The following is a 26830-nucleotide window of genomic DNA, read 5'->3' as shown; positions in this document are numbered from 1 at the left end:
GGCTTTGTTACATGGATTTTTCCGCTGATTCAGATGTTCCAGCGCGGCGCCGTCATCGCCAGGCGTTGGCGCAGCTCGCCAATGTTCGCGGCCAGTTGTCGGGTCAGTAACCGGTAACCGTCCAGCGTGTTGTAGACCGGCGTGTCGAGACTGGCGTCCGGCAACTCCAGCGGGCGCTCCAGACGTTGCGTGGCGCCGGATTTCAAGGCCCGGGCCATGCCGATCAGTTGCACGCGGATCACCCGGTGCTCGGCCCGCAGTGCCGATTGCAGGTGTGCCATGGCGTCGGGGTCGTTGGCATCCGGGCGGGTGTTGCCGAGGATTTCCAGGGTACTGACGCACATCCGCAGGTTACGTTGAATCGCATCCAGTTCGGTCATGGAGATTTTCACTTCCTTGGACACCGAAGGCATCAGCGAGCGCAGTTGCACCATCACTGTGGTCACCCGGCCCATCAGCTTCAGATGTTCATCGGCGCTGACCGGTTGGCCGCTGATGATCCGCCCGTACAACGTGGCGCAGTCGCGCAAGGCATCGGCCAGGTTGTAGCGCCACGAATACACGGCGTACAGCGGCAGGGCGAAGGAAAATGCCAGGGCCAGGGCGATGCCGATCAGGATGTCGACCCCGCGCCATAAGCCATCGGTGATCGGGTTGTCGCCATGCCCGGCGACAATGAATACGGTGATTGCCGAGAGCAGGGCGGTGTACCCGCCCTTGCCGATCGCGTGATAGGAGAAGAACCCGCAGACCACCGCCATGGCAAAGTAGGTCAGCCACGGCAGGCCCAGCCATGCCTGTTGCGCCACCAGCAGCAGACCGACGCCGGCACCGATCAGGGTGCCGGTGGCGCGTTCGGCGGCTTTCTTGCCGATGTTGCCGTGGTGTTGCAGGCCGCCGATCACTACCAGCATGGTCACCGACGCCCACTCGCCGTGGGGCAGGTTGATGCCGGTGGTCAGCAGGATGGTCGCCAGCAGCCCCAGCGCTACCCGCACCGCGTGAATCAATCGGGCGTGCTGGTAGCGGCGGTACGGGTCCAGCAACGGACGCAGGATTCGCCGCAGCAGCGGTGGCAGTCGTTGGGTGCTGAAGGTGCTCAGTGCAAAGTCCTCGTCAGAAGATGTAATCGGTGGTCAGGAAGCTCGAATCGCGGCCGCGAATGATTTCGCTGATCAGGTCCTTGTTGCTGTCCTGGAACTTGGTTGCCACCAGTGTGCGGATCGAAAACACCCGCAGGGCATCGTGTACCGACAGCGTGCCTTCGGCGGAGTTCTTGCGCCCGTTGAACGGGTAGGTGTCCGGGCCGCGCTGGCACTGGGCGTTGAGGTTGATCCGCCCGACCTGGTTGGCGAAAGTGTCGACCAGTCGACCGATCGCCACCGGGTTGGTGCCGAACAGGCTCAGTTGCTGGCCGAAGTCCGATTCCAGCACGTAATCGATCACAGTATCGAGGTGACGGTACGGCACGATCGGCACCACCGGGCCGAACTGTTCTTCGTTGTACACGCGCATCTGCGGCGTCACCGGGTACAGCACGGCGGGGTAGAAGAACGACTCGCGACTCTCGCCGCCATTCGGGTTGACCACTTGTGCGCCCTTGCTCTGCGCGTCGGCCACCAGACCGTGCAGGTAGTCGACCTTGCCCGACTCCGGCAACGGCGTCAGCGCCACGCCGCTGTCCCATGGCATGCCCGGCTTGAGGGTGGCGAGTTTGGCGTTGAATTTTTCGATGAAGGCGTCGACCACGTCCTCGTGCACAAAGAGGATCTTCAGCGCGGTGCAGCGCTGGCCGTTGAACGACAGCGAACCGGTGACCGCTTCGCTGACCGCATTGTCCAGATCGACTTCCGGCAGGACGATGCCGGGGTTCTTCGCATCCAGGCCCAGCGCGGCGCGCAAGCGGTGTGGTTTCGGGTGCAGTTTCTTCAGGTCGCTGGCGGCCTTGTTGGTGCCGATGAAGGCAAAGATGTCGATCTTGCCGCTGGCCATCAGCGCGCTGACGGTTTCGCGGCCGCTGCCGTAGATCACGTTGATCACGCCGGTCGGGAAACTGTCGCGGAACGCTTCGAGCAGCGGGCGGATCAGCAACACGCCGAGCTTGGCCGGTTTGAACACCACGGTGTTGCCCATGATCAGCGCCGGAATCAGCGTGGTGAAGGTTTCGTTCAGTGGATAGTTGTAAGGCCCCATGCACAGTGCCACGCCGAGCGGCACGCGCCGGATCTGGCCGAGGGTGTCCTGTTCCAGTTCGAAACGGCTGGAGCGGCGGTCGAGTTCTTTCAGTGCATTGATGGTGTCGACGATGTAGTCGCAGGTGCGGTCGAACTCTTTTTCCGAGTCCTTGAGGTTCTTGCCGATCTCCCACATCAGCAGCTTGACCACGGCTTCGCGCTGCTGGCGCATGCGGCCGAGGAACGCTTCGACGTGCTGGATCCGTTCGGCCACGCGCATGGTCGGCCACAGGCCCTGACCGCGATCGTAGGCACGCACGGCGGCGTCGAGGGCGGTGAGGGCGGTGTCGGCGTCGAGCAGTGGGGTGCTGCCGAGAATCACTTGTTCATCGCCGTTTTCGCCGTGCAGATACACCGGGCTGCGCACCGTGGCCAGTGGGCCGTCCCAGCGCCGCAGTTGGCCATCGACGAGGTATTCGCGTTGCTCGACCTGACCGTCGAGGCGGTATTTTTCCGGGATGTCGCTGACAGAAGGGAACAGATTGCCAAGGATGTTTGCTGTGGTCATGTCGCTACCCCGTGTTGATGTCCGTATACAGATCAAAAAGTCTTTACAGGTTATACGCCTGAATGCGCCGACATTTAAACCCGCCAATGTCACGCGAATGTCACGCAGAGATGCGGAACAGAGGGATATCAGCAATGCCGTTTACCCTGTGGGAGCTGGCTTGCCAGCGATTAGGCCGGCACTCCCGCGACTTTCATTGGCTGACACTCCGCTATCGCTGGCAAGCCAGCTCCCACAGGTTTTGTGGTGTTGTCCGAGCCCGAGCTCAATCCTGACTGGCCCCGTTTGGCCCCATCGTTGTCCGGCAATGCCCTCAACCCGCTGCCGTGCCTGCCTTAAGGTGTGATCACAACAAAAAGCGATGCCACCCTCGAGGATCGTTATGCGGGCAATCCCACTCACTTTACTGCTGGCGCTGATGATGACGCTGTGCGGCTGCGACGAAAAATCCGCACCGCCGGCGACCACTCACAATGCTACTCCCACCGACCCGGTACTGGCGCAGATCTACGCCAACAGCTGCCAGCTCTGTCACGCCAATCCCGCCGCCAACGCACCATTGACCGGTGACCGAAAAGCCTGGGAACCACGCATCCGCCAGGGCGCCGACACGCTGCTCGACCACGCCATCAACGGCTACAACGGCATGCCGCCGATGGGCCAGTGTGTCGAGTGCAGCGAAGAACAATTCCTGCAACTGATCGGCTTCATGGCCGACCAGCCCCTCCCACAATAAGGGCGCGCGCATGAGCATGGATCTGACACGGCGTCAGGTGTTGCAACGGGCAAGCATCGTCGGCGCGTTAAGTGCACTGGCGGCCAACCCCGCGCTGGGGCAATTGATGCGCGCCCCGCGACTGATTCCCTGGCGCAACTGGTCGGGCGGGCAGAGTTGCCTGCCGGCGGCGCGGCTGGCGCCGAAGAATCTTGATGAATTGACCGCCGCGATTCGTCAGGCCCAGGGCAAGATCCGCCCGGTCGGCTCGGCACATTCGTTCAGCGCACTGGTGCCCACCGACGGCACTTTGCTGTCGCTGAGCTACTTCACCGGGCTGCTCGACCACGATCCGAACACCCTGCAGGCGGAATTCGGCGCCGGTACGCCAATGTCGCGCATGGGCGTGCCGCTGAAGGACGTCGGCCAAGCGCTGCAAAACATGGCCGATATCGATTACCAGACTCTCGCCGGGGCGATTTCCACCTCGACCCACGGCACCGGCAAAACCTTTCAGTCGTACTCGGCACACGTCTGTGGCCTGCAACTGGTGACGGCCAATGGCGAGGTGCTGGACTGCGACAGTCAGCGTCACCCCGATGTGTTCAACGCCGCGCGGGTGTCCCTCGGGGCACTGGGCGTGGCGACGAAAATCCGTCTGCAAAATCGCCCGGCCTACCGCCTGCGCGAACGCCAGTGGATCGCCAAGACCGAAGAGCTGCTGGAAGACCTCGACAAGAACACCCGGGAAAACCAGCACTGGGAAATGCTCGTCGTCACCCATTCCGACTACGCGCTGTCCATCGCCCTCAACGAAACCAGCGACCCGGCCACACCGCCGATCCCGCCCGAAGAGGAGGGCGGCAACGAGTTCGTGACCCTGATCGAGAAGATCGATAAATACGGCAGCGACTTCCCCGAGTTGCGCCGCACGCTGCTCAACAGCCTGCGGCATATGGCGAGTTTCGATGATCGGGTCGGCGACTCGTTCGACATCTACGCCAACGTGCGCACCGTGCGCTTCAACGAGATGGAATACTCAGTGCCCGCCGAACACGGCCCGGCCTGTCTGCGTGAAATCCTCAAGCTGATTCAGGACAAGGACCTGCGCACCTGGTTTCCCATCGAGTACCGCTACGTCAAGGCCGACGACATTCCGCTGAGCATGTTCGAGGGCCGCGACAGCTGTTCGATCTCGGTGCATCAGCATTACCAGATGGACCATCACAATTTTTTCGCCGCAGTGGAGCCGATTTTCTGGAAGTACAACGGCCGTCCGCACTGGGGCAAATTGCACACGCTCAATGCGAAGAATCTGCAACCGCTGTATCCGCGCTGGCGCGAATTTGTTGACGTGCGCCAGGCGCTAGACCCGAGCGGACGCTTTCTCAACGCGCATCTTTCGTCGATTCTGGGGGTGAGCTGATGGCGGTCAATCGACGTAATTTTCTTCTCGGCGCGCTGGGTGTCGGCGCTTTGTTAGTGGGCGTAGGCGCCTGGCTGCGACCGGGTGATCGTGGCGGCCCGTACAGCGAGTATTTTCGCGCGCTGAATAAAGAGTTGAAGGGCAACGGCCCGATGCGCCCGGTGTTGTTGATCGATCTGGATCGCCTCGATCACAACATCGACGTGGTGATGCAGTCGGTCAAACGCGGCGGCAAGCAATTGCGTCTGGTGGAAAAATCCCTGCCGTCGCCGGGCTTGCTGAGCTACATCGCGCAACGGGCCGTGACGCAAAAACTCATGTCGTTTCACCAGCCGTTTCTCAATCACGATGCTGTAGCGTTTCCGCAGTCCGACATCCTGCTCGGCAAGCCGTTGCCGGTGCGTTCGGCCGAGCTGTTTTATCAGACTCACAAAGGCCCGTTCGATCCTTCCAGGCAACTGCAATGGCTGCTCGACGGGCCTGTACGGCTGCAGCAATACCTGGCGTTGGCGCAAGGGCTGGGCACTCGGATGCGCATCAACATCGAACTGGATGTCGGCCTGCATCGCGGCGGGGTCAGTGATGTGAATGTGTTGGGGCAGATGCTCACGCTGATCAGCGCCAATCCACAGCATCTGCAGTTCGCCGGGTTCATGGGCTACGACCCGTTCGTGGGCATGGGCGTGCCGGGGATTCTCGGTTCGCCCGAGGAACTGTTCGCCAAGGTGATGGTGATTTATCAGCGCTGCGTGGATTTCACCCGCCTGCAGTATCCGACGTTGTGGAATGACAACCTGTGCCTGAACACCGCCGGCAGCCCGAGTTATCGCATCCATGAAAACGAGCAGTTGAGCACCGAGGTTTCGGTGGGCACGGCGATGCTCAAGCCGACGCATTACGACCTGCCTTCTCTGGTTGACCACGTGCCGGCGACCTACATCGCCACGCCTGTGTTGAAGAGTACGGGGGCGGTGAACATTCCGGCGCTGGATGACAATTCCAAATTGTTTTCGTGGTGGGACCCGAATCAGCGGCAGACTTATTTCATCTATGGCGGCAACTGGATGGCCGAGTTCGAATCGCCGCCGGGGTTGCAGAGCAATGGGGTGTACGGGCGCAGTTCGAATCAGGAGATGGTCAACGGCTCCAACGCCGTCGGCCTGACCGTCGAGGATCAAGTGTTTCTGCGCCCGACCCAGACCGAAGCTGTCCTCCTGCAATTCGGTGATCTGCTGGCGGTGCGTGACGGCAAGATCGTCGACACCTGGCCGGTCTACACCTGACCCGCAGCCACCACAAATTTCCTCTGTAGGAGTGAGCCTGCTCGCGATAGCGTCCTGTCAGCTGAACTGTATTTTGCTGATCCAACGCCATCGCGAGCAGGCTCACTCCTACATTAGATTGATGTACACCTGACATCCCGCGCCATCTCCCACATTCTGTAATGAAGCTTTTATGACAAAAGTTCGGTAGCACATAGCCAGTCCGGTCATGCCTATGTAACGCGCTTGAGGGGCCCAACGGGGCGCTTTTCACAAGCCGAGGCGGGACGCCGGGAGTGAGGCAATGGGGACTATGGAACGCTACTCGAAAGTGGGCATGCAGGAACTCGATCAGCGCCTGTCGAAGATCGTCGAGGCCGCGCGCAAGAAGCCGGTTTCGGTGTATCGCTACGGCGCGCCGTGGGTCTGGATCGTCTCGCAGGATGACTGGCAGGGCGCCTTGAAAGAGGTCTCCAGCTACATTCCGCCCGGCCATTCGCTGGTGTTGCTGCGCCCGCAGATCGACGACTTGCTCGACGCCCACCAAGGCCTGCTGCACGAGCTCAATGTCGAGCCGGGCATGCTCATCCCCGCGCAAACCGTCATGCACATCCTGCTCCTGCAACTGCTGTATTCGGTGCCCAGCGAGCAGCAACTGTATGAACAACTCAATTACAACCTGCTGTTCCGCTGGTTCGTCGGCCTTGGCCTGAACCAGAAAGTCTGGAGCTTCAACGTCCTCAGTCGTGACATCGCCACGCTGCTCAACAACCCGCGTGCGGTGCAGCTCATTCAAAAAATCATCGGCGAAGTGTTCTGCGGTGCCTTGCTGCAAATGCCCGAGTTCTCGTTGAACTTCGCGCTGCTGCACACCTGGCTCGGCAAGCACAGCGGTGCCTCGACGGTCAGCAACTGACGCAACACACAAGGCGCGCAACCGCGCCACCAGGTCATCGCGAATTCAGGGGGTAGTGTGGATCAGATTTTCACGTCACGGCTGGCGCTGTGGGGCTGGCTGCTGGTGACGGCCGGCGCGCAACCGGCATTCGCCGAAGAGGCTGCCGAAAGCGTAGCGCCGCAACGTCTGGTGGACGTCAACGAATACTTCGTGCGCGGCAACACCGTCCTCGACGCGCGGGCCATCGAAGAGGCGGTGTATCCGTTTCTCGGCCCGCAAAAAGCCATGACTGACATCGAAGGCGCCCGCGATGCCTTGCAGAAGGCTTATCAGCAGCGCGGCTACCAATCGGTGTTCGTCGAACTGCCGGAGCAAGCGGTAGCGGACGGCATCGTCTATCTGCAAGTCAGCGAAACCAAGGTCGGCCGGGTGCGTGTGGTCGGCGCCAAACACTATTCGCCGCTGGACATCCGCGACAACGTCCCGGCGCTAAAAGAAGGCGAGGTGCCGGATTTCGCCAAGGTTCAGGGCGAACTGGCGCAGCTCAATAAAACCCCGGGCCGTCAGGTCATGCCGCTGGTGCGCGAAGGTCAACGCCCCGGCACCATGGACGTCGATTTGCAGGTCGAGGACCAGAACCCGTGGAGCGCCAGCGTCGGCCTCAACAACGATTACAGCGCCGACACCGAGAAACTGCGCGCCGTGACCAACCTCGGCTACAACAACCTCTGGCAACTCGGCCACAGCATCAACCTGACGTACTTCACCGCACCGCAGGACACCGACAACGCCAAGGTCTGGTCGGCTTCCTACACCGCGCCGCTGAGCGAGCGCTGGAGCGTGCAGTTCTCCGGTTATCAGTCCGACAGCAACGTCGCAACCATCGGCGGCAGTAACGTGTTGGGCAAGGGGCACTCCTACGGCGTGTCGGCGATCTACACGCTGCCGTCCAGCGGCAACTGGTCGAACTCGCTGTCGGCAGGTATCGACTTCAAGGACTTCGACGAGCGCCTGACGCTGTCCGGCGAGAGCGACAAGGTGCAGCTGAAATACGCGCCGTTCACCTTCGCCTACAACGGCTTCCGTTACACCGAAAAGAGCCAGCTCGGCCTCGGTCTGAGCCTGGTGGCGGCCACCCGCAGCATTTTCGGTTACGGCAGCTCCGACGAAGACTTCGACTACAAACGCTACCGCGCCAACCCGAGTTTCGCCGTGCTCAAGGGCGACAGCAACTTCACCTGGACCTTCGACAACGACTGGCAGAGCGCGAGCAAAGGCGCGTTCCAATTGGCGTCGGGACCACTGGTGTCCAACGAACAGTTTTCCGCTGGCGGCGCGACCTCGGTGCGCGGCTATCTGGCGGCCGAGCGCACCGGCGATGACGGCGTGCTGCTCAGTCAGGAGCTGCGCACCCCGTCGCTGGCGAAATACGCCGGCAGCTGGATGCAGGAATGGCGCTTCTACGCCTTCGCCGAAGGCGCGCAACTGTATCTGCGTGACGAGTTGCCGGACCAGGACGCCAGTTATGCCCTGGCCAGCGTCGGCCTCGGCACCCGCGCCAGCCTCAGCAAATGGCTGTCCGGCAGCCTCGACTGGGGCTACCCGCTACTCGAAGGGCCGAACACCTCGAAGCAGGAATCGCGCCTGCACTTCAACCTTCAAGCCACTTTCTAAAGGAGCACGTTCATGCAGCGCCTCATTCTTTCGTTGTTGATCTGCCTGGGCTTCGTGCTCCCGGCCACGGCGCAGGCCTGGTGGCAGGACGACTGGCATTACCGCAAACAGATCGCCGTCGACACCACACCGCAGGGTGCCGGGATCAATCAGGCGCTGGGCCGCACCGCATTGCTGGTACGCCTGCACACTGGCAACTTCACCTTCGACGGGGTCAAGGAAGACGGCGCGGATTTGCGCTTCGTCGCCGCCGATGACAAGACCGTGCTCAACCACCAGATCGAAAGCTTCGATGCGCTGATGGGCATGGCGCTGATCTGGGTCGATGTGCCGAATGTCGAGGGCGGCCAGCGTCAGGACATCTGGATGTACTACGGCAATCAGAAGGCGCCGGCGACCGGCAACGGCCAGTTGACGTTCGATCCGAATTACACCGCGCTGTATCACTTCGACGGCGCCACCGGCACGCCGGCCAAGGACACCACCGCCTACGGCAACACCGCACAAAGCGCCACTGGCGCGGCGATTGACGGCGTGGTCGGGCGCGCCTTGCAGTTCAGCGGCCAGCCGTTGCTGCTGCCGGCCAGTCCGTCGTTGCAGCACAGTGCTGGCAGTGCGTTCACCTTCAGCGCCTGGCTGCGTCTGGATCAGGCCAGTGGCGAACAACTGATCCTCGCCCGCCGCGAAGGCGCCAACAGCCTGTTGGTCGGGGCCAATCAGGGCGTGCCGTTTGTGGAGATCGACGGCCAGCGCGCCGTGGCCTCTCAGCCGCTGAATCCGGGGCAATGGCAGCATGTTGCGCTGACCGCCGAAGGTTCGAAAGTCAGCCTGTACATCAACGGTCGTGAGAGTGCGACCCTCGCGCAAGCGATGCCGGCGTTCAATTCAGTGATGGCGATTGGCGGCGATCTGGCCGCTGGCCCGTACCAGCCGTTCGTGGGCGCCATCGACGAACTGCGCCTGTCGAAAGTCGCGCGTCCGGCGCCGTTGCTGCTGGCTGATGCCACCGCGCAAGGCGCCGAGTCGAAACTGGTGGCCTACGGCGTCGACGAAGAACAGTCCGGTTTCGGCTTCGGCAGCCTCGGTTTCCTGCTCAATGCGGTGCCGGTCGACGCCTGGGTGATCATCGCCGTGCTGGTGCTGATGATGTTCCAGTCGTGGATCATCATGCTGCGCAAGAACCACACCCTCAGCCGCGTGAGCAAGGCCAACGAGGATTTCCGCGAGCAATTCGCCAAGGTCGGCACCCGCCTGGAAATGTTCGCCGACGACGCGCAACTGGCTCAGCGTCTGCAGCATTCGCCGCTGTGGCGCCTGTACTCGGTGGCGGTCAAGGAAATCCGTACCCGCCGCGAGCAGGGCGCCGATACCTCTTCGGTGTCGGCAGCGACGATTGAAGCGATTCGCTGCTCGATGGACGGCGTGCGCACCCGCGAGAACCAGGCGCTCAGCTCGAAACTCTCGACGCTGTCCAACGCCATCGCCGGCGGCCCGTACATCGGCCTGCTCGGCACCGTGCTGGGGATCATGGTGGTGTTCCTCGGCACGGCCATGGCCGGCGACGTCAATATCAACGCCATCGCGCCGGGCATGGCCGCCGCATTGCTGGCCACCGCCATGGGCCTGTTCGTCGCGATCCCGGCGCTGTTTGGCTACAACCGCCTGATCACCCGCAACAAGGAAGTCAGCGCCGACATGCGCGTGTTCGTCGACGAGTTCATCACTCGTCTGGCGGAGATGCACGGCGAAGGCCAGTCCAGCGAAGCGGCGCATCAGCGCGGCCATCACGCCAACCACACCGTACCGGCCTGAGGAGCACTGCCATGGCGTCCGTAAATGCCTCCCACGACGATGACGAAGATGCAGCGGTGGACAGCATCAACATCACCCCGCTGGTCGACGTGCTGATGGTGGTGCTGGTGATGTTCATCCTCACCGCCACCGCGCAGGTCTCCGGGATCCAGATCAACCTGCCCAAGGCCAGTGCATCGGTGTCGCTGTCGGAGGCCAAGACCAAGGCGATTTCGGTCAACGACGGCGGTCAGGTGTTCCTCGACGCCTACCCGGTGACCTTTGCGGAGCTGGAAGAGCGCCTGCGTATCGAGAAGGCGCAGAGCCCGGACTTCCCGGTGATCGTGCGCGGCGACGCCACGGTGCAGTACCAGAAGGTCATTGAAGTGCTGGATCTGTTGCGCCGGCTCGAACTGTCTCAGGTCGGTCTGGTGACCGGCAAACCGACGCAGGGCTGAGTGATGACCGCACAACTTCCGATCGAGCCGCTGCCGGTGAAAAGGTCGCCGATGCGCTTTGTAAAGTGGGGCGCCGGGCTGCTGCTCGGCGCGCTCGCCGCGTGGTTCCTGTGGCAGTGGGCCAATGACATGAGCGGCGTGCGCCGTGAAGCTCCGAAGGTGCCGACGATCATTCCGTTGCCGCCACCGCCGCCGCCACCTCCGGAAAAACCACCGGAGCCGGAAACCCCGGTGGAAGAAAAAGTCGTCGAGCCCGAGCCCACGCCCGAGCCGCAAGAGGTCAAGCCCGAGGAAGAGGCGCCGCCATCGCCGGCGGACGATCTGGCCAACCCGATGCAAATGGACGGCGACGCGCAGAGTGGCAACGACGCTTTCAACATCGGCGCCGGCAAGGGTGGCGGCATGGCCGGCGCGGGTGGCGGACGCCTGGGCACCGGCACTTACAGCCAGTTCCTCGCGTTCACTTTTCAGCGCTTGCTGCGCGAGAACCCCGATCTGCGCAACCTCGCATTCTCGCTGCAGGCCGATGTGTGGCTGAGCAGCGTCGGCGAAATCACCCGGGTCGAGTTGGTCAAGTCCAGCGGCAAGCCCGAGATCGATACCCAGGTGCTGGCCGCATTGCGTAACGCGCCCCATCTGAGCGAACGGCCACCGGCCTCCATCACCTTGCCTGTGCGCCTGTCCCTGCAAGGGCGGCGTCCGGGTTAACCGAATTCATAAAGCTGTATGAAAAGGAGTTGTGTGCAGATGATTTCCAACGTGAATCGATTGTCCCTGGCGGTCGGCATGGTCATCGCGACCCTGGTCGGTCAGGCCGCGGCAGCGCCTGCGCCTTCGGAGAACGCCACGATCAATCTGATCCGCTTGCTGGTCGAGCAGGGCATTCTGAAACAGGACAAGGCTGACGCGCTGATCGCCCAGGCGCAGAACGAAGCCGCCCAGGCCAAGCAGGCAGCGGCTTCTACTGCGGTGGCGGCAGGTCCGGTCGCAGCACCGGGCGATGTGCGCGTGCAGTACGTGCCCGCCGCGGTGCGCGACCAGATCCGCGATCAGGTCAAGGCCGAGGTCATGGCCACCGCCAAGCAGGAAAACTGGGCGGCGCCCAACACCTTCCCGGACTGGGCTTCGCGCATCAGCTTCGATGGCGACATCCGCCTGCGCGATGAATCGCGTTACTACTCGGGCAGCAACAGCAACGAAATCGTCGACTTCGCCAAACTCAACAACAACGGTCCGTACGACGTGAACCCCAACAGCAGCACCAGTCTGCCGCCGTTGCTCAACACCCGTGAAGACCGCACCAACCAGTTCCGCCTGCGCGCACGGCTGGGCATGAAAGCGGTGATCTCGCCGGAATGGACCGCCGGCATCCGCATCGGCACCGGCTCGGACAATAACCCGGTGTCGACCACGCAGAACCTCGGCGGTGGTTTCGCCAAGAAAGACATCTGGCTCGACCAGGGTTACCTGAACTGGAAACCCACCGACGAGCTGACCCTGACCGGCGGGCGCATCGCCAACCCGTTCATGTCCACCGACATGCTCTATTCCAACGACCTGAATTTCGACGGCGTGGCGGCGATTTTCGACCACAAGCTCAACCGCGACTGGGGCGTGTTCGGCACCGTCGGTGCGTTCCCGGTGGATTACACCAACGACACCACCACCAGCAACGGTTTCGACAAGGAAGAAAGCGACAACAAGTGGCTCTACGGCGCGCAGATCGGCGCCAAGTGGGCAATCAACAGCAACAACCGCCTCAAGGGTGCGCTGGCCTACTACCGTTTCGACGACATTCAGGGCCAGCGCTCCAGCCCTTGCGAACCATGGGCCGGCGCCCCGGGCTGCGACACCGACGGCACGCGTGCGGCGTTCATGCAGAAGGGCAACAGCGTATTCCTGCTGCGCGACATCACGCCGAACCCGGCCAACCCGACCACCACGCCGCAGCCGCAATTCGTCGGCCTGGCGTCGGAGTTCAACCTGCTCGACCTGAACCTGGTGTGGGACGCCGATCTGCCAGAGGACTTCAAGCTGCGCAGCCAGGGCAACTACATCCACAACCTCGGTTACGACGAAGGCGACATGCGCAAGCGCTCCGAGGGGCAGATCGTCAACAACCTCAACAGCAACGGCGAGATCGAAAGCGGCGCCAATGCGTGGATGGTGCAGTTCACCCTCGGCAATGCGCTGGACCTGAAGAAGCAGGGCGACTGGAACCTGTTCGCCGGCTACAAGTACATCCAGCCGGACGCCTTGCCCGACGGCTTCAACGATTCGTCGTTCCACCTCGGCGGCACCAACGCCAAGGGCTATTTCCTCGGCGGCAATTACGGTCTGGCGAAGAACGTCTACGCCACCGGCCGCTGGCTGAGCACCGAGGCGGTGTACGGCGCGCCGTTCGACATCGACGTCTTGCAGCTTGAGATCAACACGCGCTTCTAAGGCGCCGGGAGTACGGTCATGCACGCACGAGTTTTTCTGTTGGGGCTGAGTTTTTTCATTGCACAAGGCGCGCACGCCGAAGGCATGGAGGAGCGTCTGCGTACCCAGTTGCGCAGCACCACTCAACAGTTGCAGGCCCTGCAAAGTCAGCAGGCCCAGGCCAGCGCCGCGCAACTGGCGGCGCAGAACGAGGCCAAGGCCGCGCAGGCGCAGATCAAGCAATTGACCGCTGAACTGGCCAAGGCCAAAGGCGTCGCCGAGCAGTTGGCTGGCCAGCAGCAGAGCCTGCACAGCCAGGCGCAAGCGCAAGTCGCCGCCAGCAGCGAACAGGTCGGCAAGTTCAAGAAGGCCTACGACGAGTTGCTGGTCATGGCCCGTGCCAAAGAGGCAGAACGGTCTAAGCTTCAAACGCAATTGGCTGAACGTGACACACAAGTGCAGCAATGTTCAGTCAAGAATCAGCAGATGTATGGCGTCGCCAAGCAGATCCTCAGCGCTTACGAAAACATCGATGTGGCCGAGGTGATGAAGATCCGCCAGCCCTTTGCGGGCAGCGCCCGGGTCAAGTTCGATGAGCTGGCCCAGGGGTTTGGTGACGAGCTTTACAAGACTCAATTCGACGCGCCGCAAGCTGCGCTCTCGCACTGATAAACAAGGAAGAAGTCATGACTCAATTGATCAGCCACGTATCCCCACAATCCCTGACCGACGTCCTGCAAGCCGCCGGTTATCGCGTCAACCAGACCGAACAGAACGGCATCGTGCAGTTGCTCAGCGCCAGTCAGGGCATCGGTTATGCCGTGCGTTTCGGCAACCCGGCGGTGGAGCAGGGCAGCTACGTCGATTTCACTTTCAGCTGCGCGCTGCGGGTGCAAGGTGAGTTGCCACAGGGCGTGGCCGAACAGTGGAACGCCACCCGGCGTTTTGCGCGGTTGTCATTGCAGGGCGAGTTTCTGGTGATGGAAATGGACGTGGTGCTGGCGGCCGGTGTGAGCAACGATCACCTACGCGGCAATCTGGAATTGTGGGATCGCCTGTTGCAGGAGTTCATCGTCTACCTGCGTGATTTCAGCCAGGCCGCACAAGCTTCGACAGCAAAAGTCGCCACCGCTGAGCAAGAGGAAGTCGCGCTGTGAAAAAGCCTGCCATGGTGATCGGCGCCGGGGCAGTGGCGCTGTTGGTGGTAGCCGTGGCGCTGGTGCTGCGACCGGGTGCTGACCCGGTCGCCGCCCAGCAATCGTCGCCGTTGGCGGCGGTTGCTGCGGGGCCTGCGGTAGCGCGGTTGGGCAATCAGCAGGTGACGCCGCAGGAATTGCAGGCGCTGCTGGCTACCGTCCCGCCGGCGACTCGCGAGCAATTGCGCGGCAACCGTGAAGCGCTGGAGCGCTGGATTCGTACGCGGTTGGCGGAGAAAGCCGTGCTGGAACAGGCCGATGCTCAGGGCTGGGCGCAGCGTCCGGACGTGGTGCGGCAAACCCGCGCGGCCACTGAGCAGATCGTCTTTCGCGATTACCTGCGCTCGGTCAGCACGGTGCCGGCGGACTACCCGAGTGCGAGCGAGTTGCAGCAGGCGTATGACGCTGGCAAGGGCAACTGGCAGACGCCGGCGTTGTACCGGGTGAGCCAGATTTTCCTCGCTGTGCCGGATGCCCAGAGCCTGGAAGCCGTGCGCAAGCAGGCCACCGAGCTAAGCAAGAAGGCCCAGAGCACGCCGGGGGATTTTGCCGCGCTGGCGACTCAGTATTCGCAGGATCGCCTGACCGCCGAACGTGGCGGCGACACCGGGCTGCAACCGTTGCAGCAACTGGTGCCGGAGGTACGGGGTGCGGTGGCGAAATTGAAGGTCGGTGCGGTGTCCGATCCAGTGCAGAGCGCGGCCGGCTTCCATGTGATCAAACTCACTGAACAGCAACCGGCACGTACTGCGACCCTCGACGAGCTGCGCGATCAACTGACACAGGCCTTGCGTGCGCAACGGCAGGAGCAGATTGCTCAGGCGTATCTGGACGGGATGCTCAATACCGCGACGTTGAGTATCGATGGGGCCGAGCTGAACAAGGTCCTCGAAACCAACAATTAGAGCACTGGCACACCACAAACCCTGTAGGAGTGAGCCTGCTCGCGATAGCGGTGTGTCAGGCAAAGAGATGTCAGCTGTGCCGACGCCATCGCGAGCAGGCTCACTCCTACAAGGGGCTGCGCAATGTCTAAATACAAAGATCGACAGGGAGTCATCGATGTCATTCACCGAACCCGCAGGACGACAGGGTAGCCCCGACTATCGCTGGGCACAGGGCGAGCGCGAACCATGGCTGGCGCAAGCCGCGACCATTGATGCCGAGGTCGCGCAATATTTTCTGGTCAGTGCCCGCTGTGGCTGTTTCATGCAGGCCGCGCGCAGCCTTAACGTGCGCTCGACCTTGCTGCGCAAGCAGTTGGCGCAGCTTGAGCAGGAGCTGCAGCACTCGCTGTTCAGCTTTCAGGGCAGCGCCCTGAGCCTGACCCGCGAAGGTCAGCAGTTGCAGGCGCAATTGGTGGCGCTGGCCCACGAACGCAAACTGCCGGTGGTCGAGCAGCCACTGGTGCGTTTGGCGGTAGCCGAATCGATCCTGCATGACATTCTCGGTCGCGACCTGATCGCGTTGCTGCGGCGCAATGCCAGCGTGCGCCTGGAGATCATTGCGCTGGACAGCGAGTTGGCCTTGCGCGCAGTCAGTGCCGACGTGGTGCTGTGGCTGGCCCACGGCGAAACCCCGAATCCCGGCCCGACCTTCGCCACCAGTCAGCCGCAGGCCCTGGCGCGCCTGGATTACCTGCCACATATCGCCAAACGCTATTCCCGGGTCACCGCGCGCCCGGCGAGTGCCGACGACCTCAGCGATTTCATGCTGGTGCAATGGCAACACGACCGGCAGATCGACAGTTTCCGGCCGTGGAATGAGCTGGTCGAACAACGCTTGGCGGGCGTGGTGCAGATGCAGTCTTATGAACTGATGCTGGAAATGATCCGTTGCAGCGCTTGCATCGGGTTGCTGCCGGCGTACATGAGCCGTTTCGATCGCGGGCTGATTGCGCTGCCGGGGCTGTTTGACGAGCCGATGCAGTTGCAGGCATGGCTGGCGGTGAATGCTGAATCCCGGGACGTCGCCGAAGTGCAAGCCTTGGTCGAGCTGATCCAGCACACCTTCAACGAACGCCAGGAATGGTTTCAGACCTGACCCGATCTTCCCGGCACCCCAAATCCCCTGTGGGAGCGGGCTTGCTCGCGAAAGCGGTCTGAAATTCAACATCTGTGTTGCCTGACACACCGCTTTCGCGAGCAAGCCCGCTCCCACATTTTGATATTCGCCAGCCAGAGGCTCAACGGTTTAGAGTAAGCGGCCACCCATCGATCCAGGAAGGATCCGCCATGCCCGACCACAACCCCGCCATCACCCTCGAACGCTTCAACGAATCCCATATCGAGGCCGTTACCGCGCTGTACAACGATCCGGCCGTGACCCGGCAGGTGCTGCAGATGCCATTTCAGTCCACTGAAATCTGGCGTCAGCGGCTGCTGGCGGAGAACGAGCGAATGGTCAAACTGGTGGCGCTGCATCAGGGCGCGGTGGTCGGTCATCTCGGGCTGGAAAACTATTCGCGGATCCGCCGCGCCCACGCCGGCAGTGTCGGCATGGCGGTCGCCGTGGCGTGGCAGGGCAAGGGTGTCGGGTCGAAACTGCTGGCGGCGGCGCTGGACGTCGCCGACAACTGGATGAACCTGCACCGGGTCGAACTCTCGGTGTACGCCGACAACGAGGCGGCCATCGGTCTCTACCGCAAGTTCGGCTTCGAGAACGAAGGCCTGTTTCGTGACTACGCCGTGCGCGACGGGCAATGGGTCGACACCCTGAGCATGGCCCGTCTGCGTCGTCGATAAGCCAAAAAATCCTGTGGGAGTCAGTTGCCCAGAGCGAACGCCACCGCCGACTGCGCATGCAGCTCGGTGGTGTCGAGCAGGGGCAGGGCGCTGTGTTCGGGTTTGACCAGCAGGCCGATTTCCGTGCAGCCGAGGATGATCGCCTGGGCACCGCGCGCGGTCAGCGCTTCGATCACCTGTTGATAGATTTTGCGTGATTCGTCACTGATCACCCCGACGCACAATTCGTCGTAGATGATCCGGTGCACGTCCTTGCGCTCGGCGTCGTCCGGCACCAGTACCGTCAGACCCTGCGCAATCAGGCGCTGCTTGAGAAAATCCTGCTCCATGGTGAACGCCGTGCCGAGCAGACCGACCGTGCGCGCATCGATGGCCAATGCTGCCTGCGCCGCCGGTTCGGCGATGTGCAGGAACGGAATGCTGATCGCTGCCTGAATCTGCGCCGCGACCTTGTGCATGGTGTTGGTACACAGCACCACGCATTCGGCGCCGCCGGCCTCGAGCCTGCGCGCGGCATCCACCAGAATCGCCGCCGCATCGTCCCAGCGCCCGGCGTGCTGCGCCTGTTCGACCGGGCCGAAGTCGACGCTGTACATCAGGATTTGCGCCGAGCGCAGCGAGCCGAGCCGGTCACGAACCTGTTGATTGATGAGACGATAATATTCCGCGCTGGATTCCCAGCTCATGCCGCCGATCAGGCCGATGGTGCGCATTGAAATTCCTCGAACAATGGCCCGTATTGGAAAAGTCGGGCTCCGGCCGAGTGTCCATCGGTTCAATGACGGATGCCAGTACAAAGCAACTGTACCGTTGATCCTGTTGCCAAGTGTCCCGGTGCCGGCGATCGAGGTTTAACGTACGCCGGCGCCTCGATCTGTCACTATCGACTATCGCAGGCTCTCCCCGAGGAACGTACCGATGAACGACGTACAACAACTGGGCGAAATGCTTCGTCACTATGCCGAGAGTGAAGCGCACAAGAAGCAATTGTTCGAAACGCAGTCACAGGCGTGGGCCAGCCGCATCACCGAGCTGTTCGGCCAGATCCAGCAATGGCTGGAACCGGTGCAGGCACCGAACCTGCTGGAGGTGAGCCGCGAGGCTTACGTCGCATTCGGGCCGAGCACGCCGGTGGAAACCTCGACCTTCAAGACTGAAAAACTGAGCATCGTGATTGCCGGCAAACCGGTGGAATTCGTGCCGGACGTGATGGGCAGCGCCGGGCAGATTTCCCTGGCGGTGATGGGGCTGACGGCGGCGCGCTACGGCAGTATTTCGCTGGTCGGGCTGCCGAACGGCGAGTGGCAATGGCGCAAGACCAATGGCTTGAAGGATCCGGACACCTTCGTGTTTGATGCGGATTTTCTCGCACAGCAGTTGCAGAGCCTGATCCCGCGCGATCGCAGCTGATATCAGGGCTTCACCCATTTCCCATTGTGGGAGCGGGCTTGCTCGCGAAGGCGGCAGCCCATTCGACATTGATGGCGACTGATAGACCGCTTTCTCGAGCAAGCCCGCTCCCACAGGGGATTGAGGGTGATCCTACATATCGAGGTTGATCCAGCCCGGTTTCGCCTCTTCCGGCGCCACGGCTTTCACGGTTTTACCGGTGGCCAACTCAACCCGCCGTGCCACCTCCGGATCATCAGCAAACGGCACCATGCTCGCATCGTCGAGGCTCTCTGAAGTCTGATGGCGCAGGCAGTACTCCACCGCCAGCCACAGAAACACCACCCCCAGCACATTCAAGAAAATATCCATCCTCTGCGGCTCCCTGCCTCAGGCGATCTGCGCCTGGCTGCGTGCCAGCGCCACGTCGGCGACCCGCACCGTGCGCCAGACGTTGTAGGCCATCAGCAGCATGCCGCTGAGGAAGAACACCCCGCCGGCAAAGCGCACGATGAACCCCGGATGACTGGCCTGCAGCGCTTCGACGAAGGAGTAGGTCAGCGTGCCGTCCTCGTTGATCGCCCGCCACATCAGGCCCTGGGTGATGCCGTTGACCCACATCGACGCGATGTACAACACGGTGCCGATGGTCGCCAGCCAGAAGTGCAGGTTGATCAGCGGCGTGCTGTACATCTGCTCGCGGCCAAAGACTTTCGGCACCATGTGATACGTCGCGCCGAAGGTGATCATCGCCACCCAGCCCAAAGCCCCGGCGTGAACGTGGCCGATGGTCCAGTCGGTGTAGTGGGAGAGAGCGTTGACCGTCTTGATCGCCATCATCGGCCCTTCGAAGGTCGACATGCCGTAAAACGCCAGCGACAGCACCAGAAAGCGCAGGATCGGGTCGGTGCGCAGCTTATGCCAGGCACCGGACAAGGTCATCATGCCGTTGATCATCCCGCCCCAGCTCGGCGCCAGCAGGATCAGTGACATCGCCATGCCCAGCGACTGCGCCCAGTCCGGCAGTGCGGTGTAGTGCAAGTGGTGCGGGCCGGCCCAGATGTATAGGGTGATCAGCGCCCAGAAATGCACGATCGACAACCGATACGAATACACCGGGCGATTCACCTGTTTTGGCACGAAGTAATACATCATTCCGAGGAAGCCGGTGGTCAGGAAGAAACCCACCGCGTTATGCCCGTACCACCACTGCACCATGGCATCGGTGGCCCCGGAATACACCGGATAGGATTTGAACCAGTCCACCGGGATCGACAGGTGATTGACCACGTGCAGCATGGCGATCACCAGAATGAACGCGCCGAAGAACCAGTTGCCGACATAGATGTGTTTGGTCTTGCGCTGCACCACGGTGGTGAAAAACACGATGGCGTACGCGACCCAGACCACCGCCATCCACACCGCGCCGGAGAATTCGATTTCGGCGTATTCCTTGGTGGTGGTGTAGCCCAGCGGCAGGGTGATCAGCATGATCACGATCACCGATTGCCAGCCCCAGAAGGTGAAGGCCGCGAGCTTGTCCGAATACAGCCGCACCTGGCAGGTGCGCTGCACCGCGTAGTAACTGGCGGCGAATTGCGCGCTGCCGGCGAAACCGAAGATCACCAGGCTGGTGTGCAATGGCCGCAAGCGGCCGAAGGTGGTCCAGGGCAGGTCGAGGTTCATGTCCGGCCATACCAGTTGCGAGGCGATCCATACCCCCATCGCCATGCCGACGACACCCCAGAAAACCGTCGCGATAACGAATTGGCGGACGACCTTGTAGTTATACGCCTGTCCGATTGTTGCTGTGCTCATGGTCAGTTCTTCCACGGTTGCAAAGTCTTGCCAGGCCACCCGGTCTGGCACGAGCTGCACTGTAGGAACAGCGCCGGAAACAAAACAGGCTCAGGAATCTTTCATTTGTACGGATCAGATTGAAGTGCTGCCTGCGGCGTTCTGCCGCGCCCTGATATGGTTTTTATCGTTTCAGGTGAATCTGTTGCGTGCTGCGCTGCTCGTCCATAGTCGGGGAAAATCCTGTGGGAGCGGGCTTGCTCGCGAAAGCGGCGTGTCAGGCAACTGACTTGTTGGCTGACACGCCGCTTTCGCGAGCAAGCCCGCTCCCACAGTTTTGATCTGGGATCAAACCTGATGGGGTAGCCGCTGCATGTATCAATACGATGATTACGACCGGGCGTTGGTGTTCGAGCGCGTTGCGCAATTTCGCGATCAGGTCGAGCGCTTCATGGCCGGAGAGTTGAGCGAGGAAGAGTTCCTGCCGCTGCGTCTGCAAAACGGCCTCTACCTGCAGAAGCACGCGTACATGCTGCGGGTGGCGATTCCTTACGGCACCCTGAGTGCCGAGCAGATGCGCACGCTGGCGAGCATTGCCGCCGACTATGATCGCGGCTACGGCCACTTCACCACGCGGCAAAACCTGCAATTCAACTGGATCGAACTGGCGCAGGTGCCGGACATCCTTGAACGCCTGGCGCAGGTCAACATGCACGCGATCCAGACCTCCGGCAACTGCGTGCGCAACATCACCACCGAAGCCTTCGCCGGGGTCGCGGCGGACGAGTTGATCGACCCGCGCCCGTTGGCAGAAATCCTCCGCCAATGGTCGACGATCAACCCGGAGTTCCTGTTCCTGCCACGCAAGTTCAAGATCGCCATCTGCTCGGCGAAGCAGGATCGCGCGGCGATCATGATGCATGACATCGGCCTGTATCTTTATCCGGGGCGCGACGGGCAGATGCTGCTGCGGGTGATCGTCGGCGGCGGGTTGGGGCGCACGCCGATCCTCGGTCTGCAGATCCGCGACGGTTTGCCGTGGCAGCATCTGCTGTCGTACGTCGAGGCGATCCTGCGGGTCTACAACCGCCATGGCCGGCGCGACAACAAGTACAAGGCGCGGATCAAGATTCTGGTCAAGGCGCTGGGCATCGAGGCGTTCGCCAAAGAGGTCGAAGAAGAATGGCAACACCTCAAGGACGGCCCGGCGCAGCTGACCGAGGCTGAATATGAGCGGGTCGCCAGTGCCTTCGTGCCGCCGATCTATCACACCCTGGGCGATACCGATCTGGACTTCGGCACGCGTCTGGCCCAAAGCCCGGCGTTCGCCCGCTGGGTCGCGCGTAACGTGCAGCCGCACAAGAAACCGGGTTACACCAGCGTGGTGCTGTCGACCAAACCGGGTCTGAGCGCACCGCCGGGGGATGTCACCGGATTGCAGATGCTGGCGGTGGCCGACTGGTCGGAGCGCTTCGGTTTTGGCGAAATTCGCATTGCCCATGAGCAGAACATCGTCCTGCCCGATGTTCGAAAGTCTGACCTGTATGAACTCTGGCAGTTGGCCTGCGGGCGCAATCTGGGCAGCGCCAACGTCGGCCTGCTGACCGACATCATCGCCTGCCCAGGCGGCGATTTCTGCGCGCTGGCCAACGCCAAGTCGATCCCGATCGCCCAGGCGATTCAGGCGCGTTTCGACAACCTCGACTACCTGCACGACCTGGGCGACATCAGCCTGAACATCTCCGGCTGCATGAACGCCTGCGGCCACCACCACATCGGCAATATCGGCATTCTCGGCGTCGATAAAAACGGCAGCGAGTGGTACCAGATCACCCTCGGCGGCGCGCAGGGTAAGCACAGCGCACTGGGCAAGGTCATCGGCCCGTCGTTTAGCGCGACCGAAGTGCCACAGGTGATCGAGCGGATCATCGGTACGTTTGTGCGTTATCGCGAAAGCGAGGAGTTGTTTGTCGACACCGTGGCGCGCATTGGCCTGGAGCCTTTCAAGGAACGCGTCTACCCGAAAGTGCTGGAGGCGTCGGCATGAACAATCTGCTGCGTCTGGAGCAAGGTGTCGCACGCCTGATCGAGGACGACCCATGGACGCTGGTTCGCGAGCCGGAGCAGGGCAGGCCGCAAGGGTTGCTGATCCTGCCGCTGGGGCACTGGCTGCAATCGCCCTCGACCCACGCGGTGTGGCTGGGGCCGGACGATGAAGTTGAAAGCGTGGTGCCGTGGCTGGCCTCGCTGCCGCTGATTGCCCTGGATTTCCCGAGCTTTCGCGACGGTCGCGCCTACAGTCAGGCGTATCTGCTGCGTAGCCGGTTTGGCTGGGCTGGCGAGTTGCGCGCGATTGGTGATGTTTTGCGTGATCAGCTCAGCCATATGCGCCAGTGCGGGTTCGACAGCTTTGCGGTGCGCGAGGACAAATCGGCTGAGGATGCGCTGAAGGGACTGGCCGGCATGAGCGTGCTGTACGGCCGTTCGGTGATCGAACCACGGCCGCTGTTCCGCAGACGCTGAATATCCATTGCTTGATAGATACTTTGTGGTGAGGGGATTTATCCCCGATGGGCTGCGAAGCAGACCTAAAATCTGCCGAAGCATTTCTTCAGCTCAAACCTGTTGGCTGGTTCTGCGGCCGCTGCGCAGCCGGTCGGGGATAAATCCCCTCACCACAATTGTCTAGCGGCCCCTTCTACACCGGGGAAACCCTTACATCCCGCACCATTCCCGGATTTTTCCTTGGGTCGATGCTGGCCTTTTGGTAGAGTCCCCGTCGCCAGCGGGTTTTCGGCTGGACGACGGAACGAAGAAGGGAGTCTGTTTTGTGACTGCGGGTAAAAAAATCCTCGGTCTCACCGCGTTGCTTTTGATGCTGACGCTGTGGGCCAGTTACTTCTATGTGTTCAAGGAAAACCGCGACGGCCAGTTGGGCGGCGCCGGTGAAAGCACCGCCTGGTGCGGCGCGCCGCCGTCCACCGAAGCGGCGCTGTTGGGCAAGGATCAACTGACCTTGCGCGTCACCAACAACCTGCGCGGCGAGTTCATGCTCAGTGGCTCGCTGGTGGTCTCCGAACGCACCTTCAACCGCTACGATCTGGGTCGCAACGAACTGCGTCTGCGCCTGGAGCCGTTGCAGTGGTCGTACGGCGTGACGCCGATCTTCCTCGAACAGGTCAAGGTTCAGCCGCTGAGCCGCAACCTCGCCTCACCGACCAAAAGCGCCTACGCCGAGCTTGAGCCACGGCCCATCGGCGTCCAGGGCCAGGTTACCGAATTCCCCTTCGACACCTATCGCTACGGCTACAAACCGGTGCTGTATTACCTCAAGGGCAGCGAGCGCATCGACCTGCGCTTCAAGAACATCACCACGCTGATGGAGATGTCCAACACCTTTACGCCGATTCAGAAATACAACCGCGTCGAGTACATCAACGAGAAGAACTCGATGATCCGCGACGAGGATTACAAGGCCTACGGCCCGCACGAATGCGCGTTCAGCGTCGAGCGCAAAGGCTCGTTCAAGGTCGTGGTGCTGTTGTTCCTGCTGGTGCTGTGCCTGCCGCTGTTGCACGTGTTCTATCGCGACGAGCCGGGGATCGACTTCCTCGCCACGCTGGTGACGATTGCCGTGGTGCGGGTGCTGCTGGTCGGGCCGGTGCAGGACTTCCAGCTGTACAACATCGACTTCCTGTTCGGCGCGGCGATTCTGCTGGTGGGCTCGGTATCGCTGATCAAGGCGATGCGCGCCAACAGCCGGCGCGAGATGGCGTTGAAGAGCGGGGCGACTTCTTCCTGGTAACACTCAGTGTTTGAGACCAATCACTGACCCTGTGGGAGCGGGCTTGCTCGCGAATGCGGTACATCAGTCACCCTTGATGTTGGCTGAGAGAATGCATTCGCGAGCAAGCCCGCTCCCACAAGGGATCAGCGCTCACTTCAGCGCCGGATCCCCCATGTTCATCTTCTTCCAGCCCTGCAACAGCACCTGCGCCTTCGGCTCCTGGCCGTTCTCCAGGTAGTACTGGATCAGCGACAGCCGTGCATTGCGGTTCGCCGGTTGCACCTTGAGCAAACGCTCCAGCTCATCACACGCCTCGCTCACCTTGCCGCTGTCGTGCAACGCCACCGCCAGCACGTAACCGTACTGCGCGTTCTGCGGCTCCAGTTGCGCGGCTCGGTGCAGGGCGGTCATCGCTTGTGCCGTCTTGCCGGCGCGGATCAATGACAGGCCACGGGTGTGCTGCAACAACGCAGCCTCCGGGTGTGCCTTGAGGCTGTTGTCCAGCAGGGTTTGCGCTTCCTGACCCCGACCATTGGCCTCCAGCCATTGCACCAGCGTCACCAGTGCCGGGTAGAAGTCCGGATCGCGTTTGAGTGCCGTACGCAGCAACCCTTCGACCTCGGAAGCACGACCACTGGCTTGATACAGCATCGCCAGATTCAGGTTGGCCTCGGCCCGTTCCGCGAGACTTTTCTGCACCGCCTCATACTCGGCAATCGCTGCGTCCCAATTGGCCTGTGCGGCACCGAGGCCGCTGTTGCGCGCAACGCTGAGCAGGTCCCGCGCCGCGACGATGCGCACGGCTTTCACTGGATCGCCGAGCAGCGGCGTCAACAACGATACGCGCTCGGCGGGCGGCAGGAAGGCACTGATCGCCCGCACTGCACTTTCGCGCACCTGCGGCGCCGGATTCTGCAGATCCCGGGTGGCCAGTTTCAGCGATTGATCGCTTGGGTACAGCGGCAGTTCGGCGAGTAACGTCGCACGCTGAATCGCCGGCAGATCGCTGCGCTGCAACTGCTCATGCAAGGCGTCCGCCGCACCCGGCTGGCCGTTGCGGATCAGCCACAGGCTCTCGTCATAGCGTGGTGCCTGCGGTGTCGAGGCGGAGGCATTCCACAACTTGAACTGTGCGCTGACCTTGTCACCGGCCTTGCCCTGATGGCAGCTGAGACACGCATCGGGCGTACCGAGTTTTTGTGCACGTTCCGGGTTGGGGATGCTGAAGCTGTGGTCATGGCGCCAGTCGTTACCCATGTAGAACTTGCCGGGCATGTGGCAATCCACGCACTGCGAGCCGGGCTGGCCCAGGGTGTGGCGGGTGTGTTCGATGGAATCGTAGTTCTTCGCTTGCAGGCCCTTGCCGTCGACGCCAGCGACCGAAGTCTTGCCCGCCGTGTTGTGGCATTGCAGACACACGGCGTTGCCCGGCGCCTTGAGTTCAGTGCTGTGCGGATTGTGGCAGTTACTGCAGCGCACACCCTTGTCGAACATCTTGCTTTGCAGGAACGAGCCGTGTTCGAACACTTCATCCTTGATCTTGCCGTCCAGCGCATACAGTTCGCGGGTGAGGGTGCTCGGCAGGTAGTCGTCCATCAAGCGCTTGCCGACGGTGTAGCCATCGCCCAGCGGCGCCCGGCGCGCATGGCAGCGGGCACAGGTTTCGATCTCGACGCTGGCGTTCTTGTCCTTGAGGTCGACGACGAAACCCTTGTGGATCAGGTCGTCTTTTTTCTGCGCCCATTGCAGGTGATTCGAGGCCGGACCGTGGCAGGCCTGACAGCCGACGCCAAGGCTGTTCCACTGGCTGTTGAACGTGTTGCTGGCCGCATCGAAATTGCGCTTGAAGCCGGTGGTGTGGCACTCGGCGCACATGAAGTTGGCGTTCTGACTGGGCTTGCTCCAGTGCAGCGGATTCTTGAAGTTCACGCCTTGGCCGGGGTAGAGGTGAAACCAGCGGTGTTTCTCGGTATCCCACGCCACGCCGAGCGCCTGTAAACGGCCTTCGCCGACGTTGATCAGGTATTGCTGCAACGGGGCGATGCCGAAGGTGTAGGCGACCTTGAAATCGGCGTTCTTGCCATCGATGCCCGGCGTATTGACCCAGAACTCGTCACCCTTGCGTGAGAAACGGGTGGTCTCGTTTTCGGCCTTGAAGGTGACGTTGTTGAAGTCGCCGAGCAGGGTTTCGGCATTCGCTGCCTGCATCGCCAATTGGTGATGCGAGCCTTGCCAGTCCTTGACCTGCTCGGTGTGACAGCCCTGGCATTGTTGCTCATCGACCATGGTCGCGGGCTTCTGCGCCACAGGTTGCGGTTTGGCGACGACAGGCGCCGCCGCGCTGATCGGCGGGGCCGTGTACGGCGCGGGCGCGGGGCTGAACAGAAACCAGCCAATTCCCGCCACTGCGGCCAGCAGCACACCGATGGTGAGGGGGAACAGGTAACGTGAAAGGGGCTGTCGGGATGAATCAGGATCAGGCTGTACGACTTTATTTTTATGCTTGGGCATTACGACTTCCGTGGTC

At 62.0% G+C, this 26830-nt stretch carries 24 protein-coding genes; 18 read left to right on the top strand and 6 right to left on the bottom strand.

The features are described 5' to 3' along the window. Nucleotides 1–29: 29 nt before the first annotated feature. Both QRN61_RS23555 and QRN61_RS23550 read right to left on the bottom strand, forming a co-directional pair. A complete protein-coding gene (locus QRN61_RS23555) occupies nt 30–1070 on the bottom strand; it encodes an FUSC family protein (protein ID WP_027613769.1) in 1041 nt (346 codons plus the stop codon). Between the two features lie 46 nt (nt 1071–1116). Further along, nucleotides 1117–2742 carry an NADP-dependent glyceraldehyde-3-phosphate dehydrogenase gene (locus tag QRN61_RS23550; RefSeq protein ID WP_027613768.1) on the bottom strand — a complete coding sequence of 542 codons (1626 nt, stop codon included), beginning with the start codon at nt 2740–2742 and terminating at the stop codon, nt 1117–1119. A gap of 382 nt (nt 2743–3124) precedes the next feature. Here QRN61_RS23550 and QRN61_RS23545 point away from each other — a divergent pair, with 382 nt between their 5' ends. The 14 genes from QRN61_RS23545 (at nt 3125) to QRN61_RS23480 (ending at nt 17330) form a co-directional block, all read left to right on the top strand. Beyond that, nucleotides 3125–3478, top strand: a complete 354-nt coding sequence (locus tag QRN61_RS23545) for a c-type cytochrome (protein WP_285375721.1) — start codon at nt 3125–3127, stop codon at nt 3476–3478. A 76-nt stretch (nt 3479–3554) separates the two neighbouring features. After that, nucleotides 3555–4883, top strand: a complete 1329-nt coding sequence (locus QRN61_RS23540; RefSeq protein ID WP_285375801.1) for a D-arabinono-1,4-lactone oxidase — start codon at nt 3555–3557, stop codon at nt 4881–4883. A gap of 74 nt (nt 4884–4957) precedes the next feature. After that, nucleotides 4958–6166, top strand: a complete 1209-nt coding sequence (locus tag QRN61_RS23535) for a DSD1 family PLP-dependent enzyme (protein WP_285375800.1) — start codon at nt 4958–4960, stop codon at nt 6164–6166. Between the two features lie 283 nt (nt 6167–6449). Next, nucleotides 6450–7061, top strand: a complete 612-nt coding sequence (locus QRN61_RS23530) for a transposase (protein WP_027613764.1) — start codon at nt 6450–6452, stop codon at nt 7059–7061. A 57-nt stretch (nt 7062–7118) separates the two neighbouring features. Continuing rightward, the gene (locus QRN61_RS23525) at nt 7119–8717 is read left to right on the top strand and encodes a ShlB/FhaC/HecB family hemolysin secretion/activation protein (protein ID WP_285375718.1); all 1599 of its coding nucleotides are present in this window, start codon (nt 7119–7121) and stop codon (nt 8715–8717) included. 12 nt (nt 8718–8729) lie between these two features. Next, complete coding sequence (locus QRN61_RS23520) at nt 8730–10529, top strand: DUF2341 domain-containing protein (RefSeq protein WP_285375716.1); 1800 nt, start codon at nt 8730–8732, stop codon at nt 10527–10529. An 11-nt stretch (nt 10530–10540) separates the two neighbouring features. Then, entirely contained in the window at nt 10541–10966 is a 426-nt protein-coding gene (locus QRN61_RS23515) for an ExbD/TolR family protein (protein WP_285375714.1), read from the top strand. 3 nt (nt 10967–10969) lie between these two features. Next, nucleotides 10970–11674 carry an energy transducer TonB family protein gene (locus QRN61_RS23510; protein WP_027613761.1) on the top strand — a complete coding sequence of 235 codons (705 nt, stop codon included), beginning with the start codon at nt 10970–10972 and terminating at the stop codon, nt 11672–11674. 39 nt (nt 11675–11713) lie between these two features. Next, nucleotides 11714–13411, top strand: coding sequence for a putative porin (locus tag QRN61_RS23505; protein ID WP_285375710.1), 1698 nt, complete (start codon nt 11714–11716; stop codon nt 13409–13411). A gap of 18 nt (nt 13412–13429) precedes the next feature. After that, nucleotides 13430–14059, top strand: a complete 630-nt coding sequence (locus QRN61_RS23500; protein WP_285375709.1) for a DNA repair protein — start codon at nt 13430–13432, stop codon at nt 14057–14059. A 17-nt stretch (nt 14060–14076) separates the two neighbouring features. Then, a complete protein-coding gene (locus QRN61_RS23495) occupies nt 14077–14547 on the top strand; it encodes a YbjN domain-containing protein (protein WP_115987509.1) in 471 nt (156 codons plus the stop codon). Further along, nucleotides 14544–15491 (top strand): peptidylprolyl isomerase, encoded by a 948-nt coding sequence (locus QRN61_RS23490; RefSeq protein WP_285375708.1) that lies wholly within the window; start codon nt 14544–14546, stop codon nt 15489–15491. The genes QRN61_RS23495 and QRN61_RS23490 overlap by 4 nt, the downstream gene beginning before the upstream one ends. Nucleotides 15492–15648: 157 nt before the next feature. Beyond that, a complete protein-coding gene (locus QRN61_RS23485) occupies nt 15649–16629 on the top strand; it encodes a LysR family transcriptional regulator (protein WP_285375706.1) in 981 nt (326 codons plus the stop codon). A gap of 191 nt (nt 16630–16820) precedes the next feature. After that, on the top strand, nt 16821–17330 hold the full coding sequence (locus QRN61_RS23480; RefSeq protein WP_098963904.1) for a GNAT family N-acetyltransferase: 510 nt from the start codon (nt 16821–16823) through the stop codon (nt 17328–17330). 20 nt (nt 17331–17350) lie between these two features. Here QRN61_RS23480 and QRN61_RS23475 read toward each other — a convergent pair whose 3' ends face one another. Further along, nucleotides 17351–18043, bottom strand: a complete 693-nt coding sequence (locus QRN61_RS23475; protein WP_096797628.1) for an aspartate/glutamate racemase family protein — start codon at nt 18041–18043, stop codon at nt 17351–17353. A 205-nt stretch (nt 18044–18248) separates the two neighbouring features. Between QRN61_RS23475 and QRN61_RS23470 the strand changes: the two genes are divergently transcribed. Further along, a complete protein-coding gene (locus QRN61_RS23470; protein ID WP_096797627.1) occupies nt 18249–18740 on the top strand; it encodes a hypothetical protein in 492 nt (163 codons plus the stop codon). A 132-nt stretch (nt 18741–18872) separates the two neighbouring features. Here QRN61_RS23470 and QRN61_RS23465 read toward each other — a convergent pair whose 3' ends face one another. Both QRN61_RS23465 and ccoN read right to left on the bottom strand, forming a co-directional pair. After that, complete coding sequence (locus QRN61_RS23465; protein WP_096797626.1) at nt 18873–19091, bottom strand: CcoQ/FixQ family Cbb3-type cytochrome c oxidase assembly chaperone; 219 nt, start codon at nt 19089–19091, stop codon at nt 18873–18875. A gap of 18 nt (nt 19092–19109) precedes the next feature. Beyond that, nucleotides 19110–20537 carry a cytochrome-c oxidase, cbb3-type subunit I gene (gene ccoN / locus QRN61_RS23460; RefSeq protein WP_047294666.1) on the bottom strand — a complete coding sequence of 476 codons (1428 nt, stop codon included), beginning with the start codon at nt 20535–20537 and terminating at the stop codon, nt 19110–19112. 352 nt (nt 20538–20889) lie between these two features. Between ccoN and nirA the strand changes: the two genes are divergently transcribed. From nirA to QRN61_RS23440, 3 genes are all read left to right on the top strand, one after another. Further along, nucleotides 20890–22563: a nitrite reductase NirA gene (gene nirA, locus QRN61_RS23450; RefSeq protein WP_285375701.1), complete on the top strand. Its 1674-nt coding sequence runs from the start codon at nt 20890–20892 to the stop codon at nt 22561–22563. After that, nucleotides 22560–23039 (top strand): DUF934 domain-containing protein, encoded by a 480-nt coding sequence (locus QRN61_RS23445; RefSeq protein WP_285375699.1) that lies wholly within the window; start codon nt 22560–22562, stop codon nt 23037–23039. Before nirA ends, QRN61_RS23445 begins: the two co-directional genes overlap by 4 nt. 307 nt (nt 23040–23346) lie before the next feature. Then, entirely contained in the window at nt 23347–24321 is a 975-nt protein-coding gene (locus QRN61_RS23440; protein WP_123587967.1) for a hypothetical protein, read from the top strand. Between the two features lie 132 nt (nt 24322–24453). On the opposite strand, the gene QRN61_RS23435 is transcribed toward QRN61_RS23440, so the two are convergent. After that, nucleotides 24454–26814, bottom strand: coding sequence for a tetratricopeptide repeat protein (locus QRN61_RS23435; protein WP_285375697.1), 2361 nt, complete (start codon nt 26812–26814; stop codon nt 24454–24456). Nucleotides 26815–26830: the final 16 nt, after the last annotated feature.

Origin of the sequence: Pseudomonas sp. lyk4-TYG-107 (assembly GCF_030209055.1) — a bacterium.
Taxonomy (GTDB): domain Bacteria; phylum Pseudomonadota; class Gammaproteobacteria; order Pseudomonadales; family Pseudomonadaceae; genus Aquipseudomonas; species Aquipseudomonas putida_A.
This window is presented reverse-complemented; position numbering and strand designations above follow the sequence as displayed.

Excerpts from the sequence above, each read along its gene's own strand:
- QRN61_RS23520 (WP_285375716.1), top strand. The coding sequence starts at position 8,730 with ATGCAGCGCCTCATTCTTTCGTTGTTGATCTGCCTGGGCTTCGTGCTC.
- QRN61_RS23545 (WP_285375721.1), top strand. The coding sequence starts at position 3,125 with ATGCGGGCAATCCCACTCACTTTACTGCTGGCGCTGATGATGACGCTG.
- QRN61_RS23510 (WP_027613761.1), top strand. The coding sequence starts at position 10,970 with ATGACCGCACAACTTCCGATCGAGCCGCTGCCGGTGAAAAGGTCGCCG.
- QRN61_RS23475 (WP_096797628.1), bottom strand. The coding sequence starts at position 18,043 with ATGCGCACCATCGGCCTGATCGGCGGCATGAGCTGGGAATCCAGCGCG.
- QRN61_RS23505 (WP_285375710.1), top strand. The coding sequence starts at position 11,714 with ATGATTTCCAACGTGAATCGATTGTCCCTGGCGGTCGGCATGGTCATC.
- ccoN (WP_047294666.1), bottom strand. The coding sequence starts at position 20,537 with ATGAGCACAGCAACAATCGGACAGGCGTATAACTACAAGGTCGTCCGC.
- QRN61_RS23470 (WP_096797627.1), top strand. The coding sequence starts at position 18,249 with ATGAACGACGTACAACAACTGGGCGAAATGCTTCGTCACTATGCCGAG.
- QRN61_RS23445 (WP_285375699.1), top strand. The coding sequence starts at position 22,560 with ATGAACAATCTGCTGCGTCTGGAGCAAGGTGTCGCACGCCTGATCGAG.
- nirA (WP_285375701.1), top strand. The coding sequence starts at position 20,890 with ATGTATCAATACGATGATTACGACCGGGCGTTGGTGTTCGAGCGCGTT.
- QRN61_RS23485 (WP_285375706.1), top strand. The coding sequence starts at position 15,649 with ATGTCATTCACCGAACCCGCAGGACGACAGGGTAGCCCCGACTATCGC.
- QRN61_RS23530 (WP_027613764.1), top strand. The coding sequence starts at position 6,450 with ATGGGGACTATGGAACGCTACTCGAAAGTGGGCATGCAGGAACTCGAT.
- QRN61_RS23500 (WP_285375709.1), top strand. The coding sequence starts at position 13,430 with ATGCACGCACGAGTTTTTCTGTTGGGGCTGAGTTTTTTCATTGCACAA.
- QRN61_RS23480 (WP_098963904.1), top strand. The coding sequence starts at position 16,821 with ATGCCCGACCACAACCCCGCCATCACCCTCGAACGCTTCAACGAATCC.
- QRN61_RS23550 (WP_027613768.1), bottom strand. The coding sequence starts at position 2,742 with ATGACCACAGCAAACATCCTTGGCAATCTGTTCCCTTCTGTCAGCGAC.
- QRN61_RS23465 (WP_096797626.1), bottom strand. The coding sequence starts at position 19,091 with ATGGATATTTTCTTGAATGTGCTGGGGGTGGTGTTTCTGTGGCTGGCG.
- QRN61_RS23495 (WP_115987509.1), top strand. The coding sequence starts at position 14,077 with ATGACTCAATTGATCAGCCACGTATCCCCACAATCCCTGACCGACGTC.
- QRN61_RS23435 (WP_285375697.1), bottom strand. The coding sequence starts at position 26,814 with ATGCCCAAGCATAAAAATAAAGTCGTACAGCCTGATCCTGATTCATCC.
- QRN61_RS23515 (WP_285375714.1), top strand. The coding sequence starts at position 10,541 with ATGGCGTCCGTAAATGCCTCCCACGACGATGACGAAGATGCAGCGGTG.